This is a genomic window from Uliginosibacterium sp. TH139, assembly GCF_002855595.1.
Classification (GTDB): Bacteria; Pseudomonadota; Gammaproteobacteria; order Burkholderiales; family Rhodocyclaceae; genus Uliginosibacterium; species Uliginosibacterium aquaticum.
Genome location: NZ_PKRR01000006.1, coordinates 190,463 through 198,647 on the forward strand (window position 1 = coordinate 190,463; position 8,185 = coordinate 198,647).

Consider the following 8,185-nt stretch of genomic DNA (forward strand, 5'->3'; position numbering starts at 1 on the left):
CAGTACGGGCCCGCACGGGGCGAAGCCGCGATTGTCTACCTGCGGCTCGCGCCGGGCAAGCCGTAGCGTTACGGCTGCGTGCGCAGCAGCGGTGCGTGCAAGGCCTCGTCCAGCGTCGCGAGCGATTCCTGCAAATGTGCGCGTGCTTCCACGCTGCGCCCGCCCTGCGGCAGGGCCGTGCGCAAGGCGAGCTGCAGAGCGCTGGCTTCGTGGCGGGCCAGGGCGCGCACATCGGCGGGTGCGGTGCCTGTCGCACCACTGCTGGCACCACTGCCGCGCAGGATCAGGTTGCTCAGCCGGCTCAGGTGAGCCCGCTGCAGGGCGCGGCGCTGCTGCGGGATGTCCGTGCCGGCCCTGAGTTCCTGCCAGATGTCCTGGCGTAGGGTGGCGTGCAGTTCGGCCAGACTGAAGCGATCGCTGACCAGCAGCTCGGCTTCGAGCAGGCGCTGACTGACACGGTCCGAGAACAGCAGGTCCAGTACCGTGCTTTGCTGGCGCAGCACGCTGGCGCCGATGCTGGGCTGTGGCTCAAGGCTGAGCGGTTCGAAGTAGTCCGGCGCGAGGCGGCGCAGCAAGGCCGGCTCGATCTGGAAGCTGGCGGGCTGGAACAGCCCCTGAGAGAGGGCCGCAAGTGTTGCGCGCTGGACCGAGGCGGGCAGTGGCGTAAACACGTCACGCCGGGCCGGTGAAGTGTGGCGGCTGATGCTGACGCCGCCGATGTTGCGTGCCGCATTGCTGGCGGCCATGCCGAGCTGGCTGAGGCTGCTATTGACTGCCGCGCGTGTTTCCCGGGCTTCCTCTTCACGACCGGAAGGGGGGTGTTTGGCCAATGCATCCCACAATTCGCGGGCGAGCTGCAGGCGCAGGCGGAACCAGGCCACCGGATCATTGCCCAGGTCGTAGCGGGCGACTGCCGGATCGATGCCGGCGGAGAGCACGTTGCCGTCAAAACTGCCAGCGTCGAAATCGTCGCCGTAGCTCAGCAGCGGATCGTTTTCGGCGCGCCCGGCAATCTTGCGCAATTGGGCGCGTTCTTCCTCGCGTGGTAGTGGGGTGTAGCCGTACTCGATGGCCCACAGGTCGTAAGGGCCCAGCGTTTTCTGGGTCAGAGCGACCTTGCCTGCGCTGGCAGGGTGCTGATTGAGCGGGGTGTAGTCCATTACCGAGGGGGCCAGACCGTTCCGTTCCACGAAGGCCGGGTCGCGCAGCTGGGCCAGGGTGTAAGCCGAGGAGGCGCGGAAGTTGTGGGTGAGCCCCAGGGTGTGACCGACCTCGTGCATCACCACCCAGCGCAGCACGTCCTTGGCGAGGGCTTCTGCTTCAGGGCCGTCCGGCTCTATTTCGCCGCGTGCAGCGGCCAGTTCGAGGGCCTGGGCGAGGTCGGCGAAGCTCGCTTCTGCAAAGTCGCAGGGTTCGTCGTGCTCGTGGGTGTGCGCTTTGCGCGGGAAGTCATAGAGCGCGGCCCGACGCGCACCGCGTGGGCGGAAGTCACTGATCACGATATCCGCATCGAGGATTTCGCCACTGCGTGGATCGACGAGCGAGGGGCCGATTGAGGCGCTGGCATCGGTGCCGAGCAGCCATTGCACGGTGGCGTGCTGGCGGGAGGCGCTGCGCCAGGGGGCGTCGTCGGCCTGCTGCTCGACGCGAATCGCATCCTTGAAGCCGGCACGCTCGAAGGCGGTGTTCCAGCTGAGGATGGCCTCGCGCACGGTGTCGCGGTATTGCTCGGGGATATTGCGATCCAGCCAGTAGGTGATTGGCTTGACGGGCTCGGACAAGGGGGCCGCCGGATCCTTCTTCTCTAGCCGCCAGCGTTTGATTACGTATTCGCGTGGATGGGGCGCAAGGTTGCGATCGTAGTTGTAGCGCTGGCTGCGGAAGTAACCTACGCGTGCATCGGCTGGGCGGCCCGCCATTTCGGTGGGCAGCGGCGAGAAGCTCACGGCAAAGCCGAGGAACATGCTGCGTGCATCGGGCAGGGTGCCCGGCGTGGAGGGCTGAACCGCCTGGCCGGGGGTCGGCACTGCCAGCGAGGCGGCGGCGTAGTGGCTCAGCAACTCGACCACAGTTTCCTCGCTGTTGCTGCGCACCTGCTGGATCAGGCTGTTGGCCCGATCGAACTGGTAGGGCTGGCGGTAGGTGCTTTGCAGCTGGGCCACGCTGGCTGAAAAGTCGGTCAGCAGCAGGGCGTTGAGGTCAACCAGAATGGCGCGGCTGCTAGGGTGGGGCTGGCTGAGAATGGCTGCGCCGCCACGCAGGCTGTCCGAATAGGCGTCTGCCACCGCGAACTGCATTGGTTTGCTGCTGGCGACGAAGCCCGCGTTGCGTTCGATCCACTGAACACGGTCCGACAGGCGCACGAACTTGCCGATGCCGGACTCCAGCATCATGCCACTCCACAACCAGCGCTCACCGATGCCGCGGCTGCGTTGGGTGGTGAAGAAGAAAGGCTGGGCGAAGTCGCTCTCCTTGAGTTCCAGGAGGTAGCGCTCGTCCTTCTTGTAAATGTTCAGCCAGCCGGGCAGGCGGGTGAAGTCCTTGATGAGCTCTGCGTAAGACGGGAGCTTGCTGGCCGCGCTGCTGGCACTGCCGTTTGACCCGGGGGGGGCGGTCGCGATGGGTGCAGAGGCCGACGCCAACGGGACCGCCACGGTTTTGGCTGTTGGTTTTTTGGGTGTGGTGCCGCTGCTGACAGCTTGCTCGGGTGCTGCCGCGCAGGCAGCAAGGGCTGCGAGCACGACACCGAGTGACGCCAGTTTCAGTTGTTCAGACCGCTTATTCCGCAATCTCCACCTCGCCGCGCAGCGAATGCGGCAGCGCCGCGGTGATCTTCACATTGATGAAGTGGCCGATCTGGCGAGGGTTGCCCTTGAAGTTCACGACGCGGTTGTTGTCGGTACGCGCGGCAAGTTCGCCCGGATCTTTCTTTGAGCGGCCTTCCACTAGCACGCGCTGGGTCGTGCCGACCATGCTGGCGCTGACCTCACTGGCCAGCTCGTCGATACGCTTTTGCAGGCGCGACAGCCGTGCGAGCTTCAATTCCTGCGGCGTGTCGTCGTGCATCTCGGCTGCCGGCGTGCCGGGGCGGCGGCTGAAGATGAAGCTGAAGGAAGCATCGAAGCCGATCTCGTCGATCAGCTTCATGGTGGCTTCGAAATCGGCCTCTGTTTCGCCGGGGAAGCCGACGATGAAGTCAGTTGACAGTGAGAGGTCCGGCCGTGCTGCGCGGAGTTTCCTCACCACCGATTTGTATTCGAGGATCGTGTAGCCACGTTTCATGGCCGCCAGCACGCGATCCGAGCCGGCCTGCACCGGCAGATGCAGGTGGGAGACCAGCTTGGGCAGCTTGGCATAGGCCTCGAACACGCGTTGGGTCATCTCGCGCGGGTGCGAGGTGGTGTAGCGGATGCGCTCCACGCCTGGAATTTCATGCACGCATTCGAGCAGGAAGGCGAAGTCCGCCATTTCTTCCGAGCCCGGTTCCACGGGGGCGCGCCATGCATTCACGTTCTGCCCGAGCAGGGTGATTTCCTTCACCCCTTGCTCCGTCAGTCCGGCGATTTCGGCCAGCACATCGCCGAGCGGACGATAGATCTCGTCGCCGCGCGTGTAAGGCACGATGCAATAGGTACAGAACTTCGAGCACCCTTCCATAATCGACACGAAAGCCGAAGCGCCCTCGACTCGGGCGGGCGGCAGGGCATCGAACTTCTCGTTCTCAGGGAAGCTGATGTCCACCTGCGACTTGCCGGACTCGCGGCGGGCCTCGATCAGCTCGGGCAGGCGGTGCAGGGTCTGCGGGCCGAAGACCACGTCTACATAAGGCGCGCGTGAAATGATCGCCTCGCCTTCCTGAGAGGCCACGCAGCCCCCTACGCCGATGATCAGCTTGGGATTCGATTGTTTGAGGTGCTTGACCCGACCCAGGTCGTGGAACACCTTCTCCTGCGCCTTTTCGCGCACGGAGCAGGTGTTGAAGAGGATCACGTCGGCTTCTTCGGGGTTGTCGGTTTTGACCAGTTCTTCACCGGCGGCGAGTACGTCGGCCATCTTGTCCGAGTCGTACTCGTTCATCTGGCACCCGAAGGTGCGGATGTACAGCTTCTTCATCAGGTCACTTCACTGCAGGTTGGGGCAAGGCTCAGAACACTTTCCACCAGGGGGTGTCCGACTTCAGCTTGGGCGCGGCAACCGCGTCTTCGGCCGCCGTCAGGATCCAGACCTTCTGGGCTTCGCCTTGCGCGTTGAATTTCACACGAACGATATAGGTTGAACTGCCCAATGACTGGGTCAGCACAACCAGATTGTTTTGATTGACGATCACGCCGCCGACAGAGAGTCGAACGCTCAGGTTGTTGAGCTTCAGCTGGCGCTCCCCGATCACCTGCATCTCAGCCTTCAGTGCATCGTCCGGAATGGGGCGTACCGGATCGGTTTGGGCCATGGCAGCACCCGTAAGCATCAGACACAACACGAATTTCAGGAGAGATTTCATGGCGCGCACGAGGTTTCAAGGCTGGTTGCGGGAAGGGGCGCATGGTCAGTCATCACCCTGCCAAAGTCAATCCAGCTCCGCCCAAGTGCATGAATTAACGATGCTTTGACGGTGCGCGCGCAGGCGGCTCCTCCGATTTGCCTGCATTCAGGGCATTGCAAAGCTCCGCGACCCTCGCTATAATCGCCGGCTCTTTCGGGGGTGATGTAGCTCAGATGGTTAGAGCGATGGATTCATAACCCATAGGTCGGCGGTTCGACTCCGCCCATCACCACCAGCGAATCAAATACTTAGCCTGGCCGAAAGGCCGGGCTTTGTGTTTTTGGGCGCAGTCTTCCGGGCCGCTTGAGGGTCGGGCGCTGAAGCCCAACTGGTTGTTTTGTTGTTTGGTAGTGCCGCTTTAGCTCAGTGGTAGAGCAACCGCCTTAAAATTGACATGAGTGCCCCTTGGGAAACCTTGGGAGTAGAACTGCTCAAATTCGGGGAAAGCTTTGTTCGCAAGAGCATGCCAATCCCGAGCCAAGCCCTGGAGACGGGGAAGGTGTAGAGACTAGACGGGCAGCGCCTAAAGCGAAAGCCAGGGTGAAGGGATAGTCCAGACCACGAACGCTTTCGGGCGGCGTCGAAAGACGAAGTGGTACGGTAAGCGGTAGGTCGTCTGTTCAATCCAGACAAGCGGCACCAGTTTTTTCCGTCTTTCGTTCCGGTTGTTCGGAGCGGAAGGTATTGATCTGCCCGTTCGGCAGCTATATGATTGCCGGTTTTCGGTAATTCGCTACCGGATTTTTCAGGATACTGAACCATGGTTGTTATCCGTCTTGCACGTGGCGGCGCCAAGAAGCGCCCGTTCTTCAACATCGTTGCGACCGATTCCCGCAATCGTCGCGATGGTCGTTTCATCGAGCGCGTGGGTTACTACAACCCCGTGGCTTCCGGCGCCGAACAAGGCCTGTCGGTGAATGTGGAACGTCTGGCTTACTGGCAGCAACAGGGCGCCCAGTTGTCGCCCACCGTTGCTCGTCTGGTCAAGCAGTCTGCCAAGGCAGCTGCCTGATTGATCGACAAGCCATGATCGTGATGGGGCGCATAGTCGCCCCTTTCGGCATTCATGGCTGGCTGAAGGTTCAGCCGCTTGGTGATGATCCGATGTCATGGCGGCGTATGCCGCAGTGGTGGGTCGGCCCTGATCCGGATTCCGCAAAAGCGGAAGACTGGCGCCCGGTTGTTTCGAGCGGTCTGCGGCCCCATGGCAAGCTGATTGTCGTGGCGCTGGAGGGAGTTGCAGATAGAACAGCTGCCGAGGCTATCGATGGTTGGTTTCTCGCTGCGCCCCGGGAGGCTTTGCCGAAGCCAGGCAAGGATGAGTATTACTGGGCTGACCTGATCGGGTTGCGCGTGACAGGTAAGGCCGGCGTGCCGCTAGGCGTGGTGCGAGGGCTTATCGAGACAGGCGCTCACGACGTTCTGGAAATTGCTGATGGCGAAACAGAGCGACTGATTCCTTTTGTCGCAGCCTACGTGTTGGATGTGGATCTGGCTGCCGGCCTGATTAGCGTCGACTGGGGGGCGGACTGGTGAGTCAGGTTTCTGCTGGCTTGCGGCGTTTTGATGTAGTAACGATTTTTCCCGAAATGTTCGCAGCGGTTCGCGATTTCGGAGTGTCCCGGCGAGCGGTTGACCGGGGCTTGTGGCAGTCACAGTGCTGGAATCCTCGTGATTTCACGGTGGATCCGCATCGTACGGTTGATGATCGCCCGTACGGAGGTGGGCCGGGCATGGTGATGCTGGCTGAGCCTTTGAGTAAGGCGATCTCTGCGGCAAAAGCAGTGCAAAAGGAAGTGCTTGGTGTAGCGGGGAGGGTGGTTTACCTCTCGCCGCAAGGCAGCCCATTGGATCATGCTGGGGTGGTTCGACTTGCGCAGGAGCCGGGGTTGATCCTGCTCTGCGGGCGTTATGAGGGCATTGATCAGCGTTTGATTGATGCCGAAGTGGATGAGGAAGTCTCCATCGGGGATTTTGTGGTTTCCGGTGGTGAGTTGCCGGCAATGTTGTTGATGGATGCCATCATTAGGCTATTGCCGGGCGCTTTGAATGATGCGGATTCGGCAGCGGAAGACTCCTTTGTTGCGGGATTGTTGGATTGCCCGCACTACACACGCCCTGACAACTATCGCGGCGTTTTGGTGCCGTCGGTACTGATGTCTGGCAATCATGCGCAAATCAAACGATGGCGCTTGAAGCAGGCCTTGGGCCTGACCCGGCGAAAACGACCGGACATGCTGGAAGGTCGTGAGTTGAGTCGCGAAGAGAATTTGCTGCTTGAGGAATTCAAGCGGGAAAGCAGTGCTCTGGTTCGCCGGAGCGAATAACCAAGGCACGTATCAGGTGGCGACCTGCTCTGCGTGAAGGGTCCGAAGCGGACCGTGATTGTTAAAAATGGAGATACGCATGAATCTGATCCAGCAACTCGAGCAAGAAGAAATTGCCCGTCTCGGCAAAACCATTCCTGAATTCGCTCCTGGCGATACCGTGATCGTTCAGGTTAAGGTGAAGGAAGGCAACCGCGAGCGTCTGCAGGCGTACGAGGGAGTCGTGATTGCCAAGCGTAACCGTGGCCTGAACTCGTCCTTCATCGTTCGCAAGATCTCTTCGGGCGAAGGCGTGGAGCGCACCTTCCAGTCCTACTCCCCGTTGGTGGCCAGCATTGAAGTGAAGCGTCGTGGCGATGTGCGTCGCGCCAAGCTCTACTACCTGCGCAGCCGCTCGGGCAAATCGGCTCGCATCAAGGAAAAGCTGGAGCTCAAGAAGGCCTGAGCTTTTGCTTCAGATGTTTTGCTAGACGCCTCGCCTTGTGCGGGGCGTTTTGCTGTACGGGCCAGAACCTGTTGGCGCAGATCAGGTCCAATGGCACTATATGAGCACCAACCCGTGCTTCCCTGCAGGAGAGAACATGAACACAACTACCGCTGAAATGCCAGAGCTGCTGGTCTTTACTGACAGCGCAGCCAACAAGGTCAAGGAACTTATCGACGAAGAAGGCAACGCCGAGCTCAAGCTACGCGTGTTTGTCTCTGGCGGCGGCTGCTCCGGCTTCCAGTACGGCTTCACCTTTGACGAAGAGGTGAACGAAGACGATACCCAGTTGCAAAAAAATGGCGTCACCCTTTTGATCGACTCCATGAGCTATCAGTATCTGGTGGGGGCCGAGATTGACTACACGGACGGACTCGAAGGCTCGCAATTCGTGATCCGCAACCCGAACGCAACAACAACTTGCGGTTGCGGGTCCTCTTTCTCGGTGTAAGCAACCGATGTTCGAGCAAACAAAAGGCCGCGTAAGCGGCCTTTTGTTTAGGGGTTTGTGGGGTTTGGCGGTGGGGCCAGGTGGGGTAGGCAGTTTCTTTGCTTAAATGCGACAAAGCTGTTGACGTACCGGGGTTCAGTCTCCATAATCTCGCTTCTCTGCTGATGACGCGAAAGCGAAACAGCAAGAGGGTCAGAAAGTGCTTCAGGCCTAGGTTTGAAGCAGGTTCGGCAGTCAAGTTTTGGTTTGAGTGGTTCTAAAGAATTTCTCAAAAATGCTTGACAAGGTGTTTAAGGGGTGTAGAATGCGCCCCTCTCGCAAACGATGCAGCGCAGTAAAAAGCGTAGCAAAGAATGCAAAGCCCGGAAACGGGATGCTCTTTA

General features: G+C 60.5%; 8 protein-coding genes and 1 tRNA gene. 6 read left to right on the forward strand and 3 right to left on the reverse strand.

What is annotated here, in order from left to right; translation table 11 throughout:
* Positions 1 to 68 precede the first annotated feature (68 nt).
* Genes C0V76_RS14880 through C0V76_RS14890 form a run of 3 tightly spaced genes read right to left on the reverse strand, consistent with a single transcriptional unit; the run spans position 69 to position 4,498 of the window.
* Entirely contained in the window at positions 69 to 2,741 is a 2,673-nt protein-coding gene (locus tag C0V76_RS14880) for a zinc-dependent metalloprotease (RefSeq protein ID WP_101943401.1), read from the reverse strand.
* A 37-nt stretch (positions 2,742 to 2,778) separates the two neighbouring features.
* On the reverse strand, positions 2,779 to 4,113 hold the full coding sequence (gene miaB / locus C0V76_RS14885; protein ID WP_101943402.1) for a tRNA (N6-isopentenyl adenosine(37)-C2)-methylthiotransferase MiaB: 1,335 nt from the start codon (positions 4,111 to 4,113) through the stop codon (positions 2,779 to 2,781).
* 31 nt (positions 4,114 to 4,144) lie between these two features.
* Positions 4,145 to 4,498 (reverse strand): hypothetical protein, encoded by a 354-nt coding sequence (locus C0V76_RS14890; protein WP_101943403.1) that lies wholly within the window; start codon positions 4,496 to 4,498, stop codon positions 4,145 to 4,147.
* A gap of 200 nt (positions 4,499 to 4,698) precedes the next feature.
* Between C0V76_RS14890 and C0V76_RS14895 the strand changes: the two genes are divergently transcribed.
* The 6 genes from C0V76_RS14895 to erpA all read left to right on the forward strand — a co-directional run bounded on the left by C0V76_RS14895 (position 4,699) and on the right by erpA (position 7,802).
* A tRNA-Met gene (locus C0V76_RS14895) sits at positions 4,699 to 4,775 on the forward strand.
* Between the two features lie 525 nt (positions 4,776 to 5,300).
* The gene (gene rpsP / locus C0V76_RS14900; RefSeq protein WP_101943404.1) at positions 5,301 to 5,552 is read left to right on the forward strand and encodes a 30S ribosomal protein S16; all 252 of its coding nucleotides are present in this window, start codon (positions 5,301 to 5,303) and stop codon (positions 5,550 to 5,552) included.
* A 14-nt stretch (positions 5,553 to 5,566) separates the two neighbouring features.
* Complete coding sequence (rimM, locus tag C0V76_RS14905; RefSeq protein WP_101943405.1) at positions 5,567 to 6,076, forward strand: ribosome maturation factor RimM; 510 nt, start codon at positions 5,567 to 5,569, stop codon at positions 6,074 to 6,076.
* Entirely contained in the window at positions 6,073 to 6,867 is a 795-nt protein-coding gene (gene trmD / locus C0V76_RS14910) for a tRNA (guanosine(37)-N1)-methyltransferase TrmD (protein WP_256376425.1), read from the forward strand. The genes rimM and trmD overlap by 4 nt, the downstream gene beginning before the upstream one ends.
* A 79-nt stretch (positions 6,868 to 6,946) precedes the next feature.
* A complete protein-coding gene (gene rplS / locus C0V76_RS14915) occupies positions 6,947 to 7,312 on the forward strand; it encodes a 50S ribosomal protein L19 (protein WP_101943407.1) in 366 nt (121 codons plus the stop codon).
* Between the two features lie 136 nt (positions 7,313 to 7,448).
* Entirely contained in the window at positions 7,449 to 7,802 is a 354-nt protein-coding gene (gene erpA / locus C0V76_RS14920; protein WP_101943408.1) for an iron-sulfur cluster insertion protein ErpA, read from the forward strand.
* Positions 7,803 to 8,185: the final 383 nt, after the last annotated feature.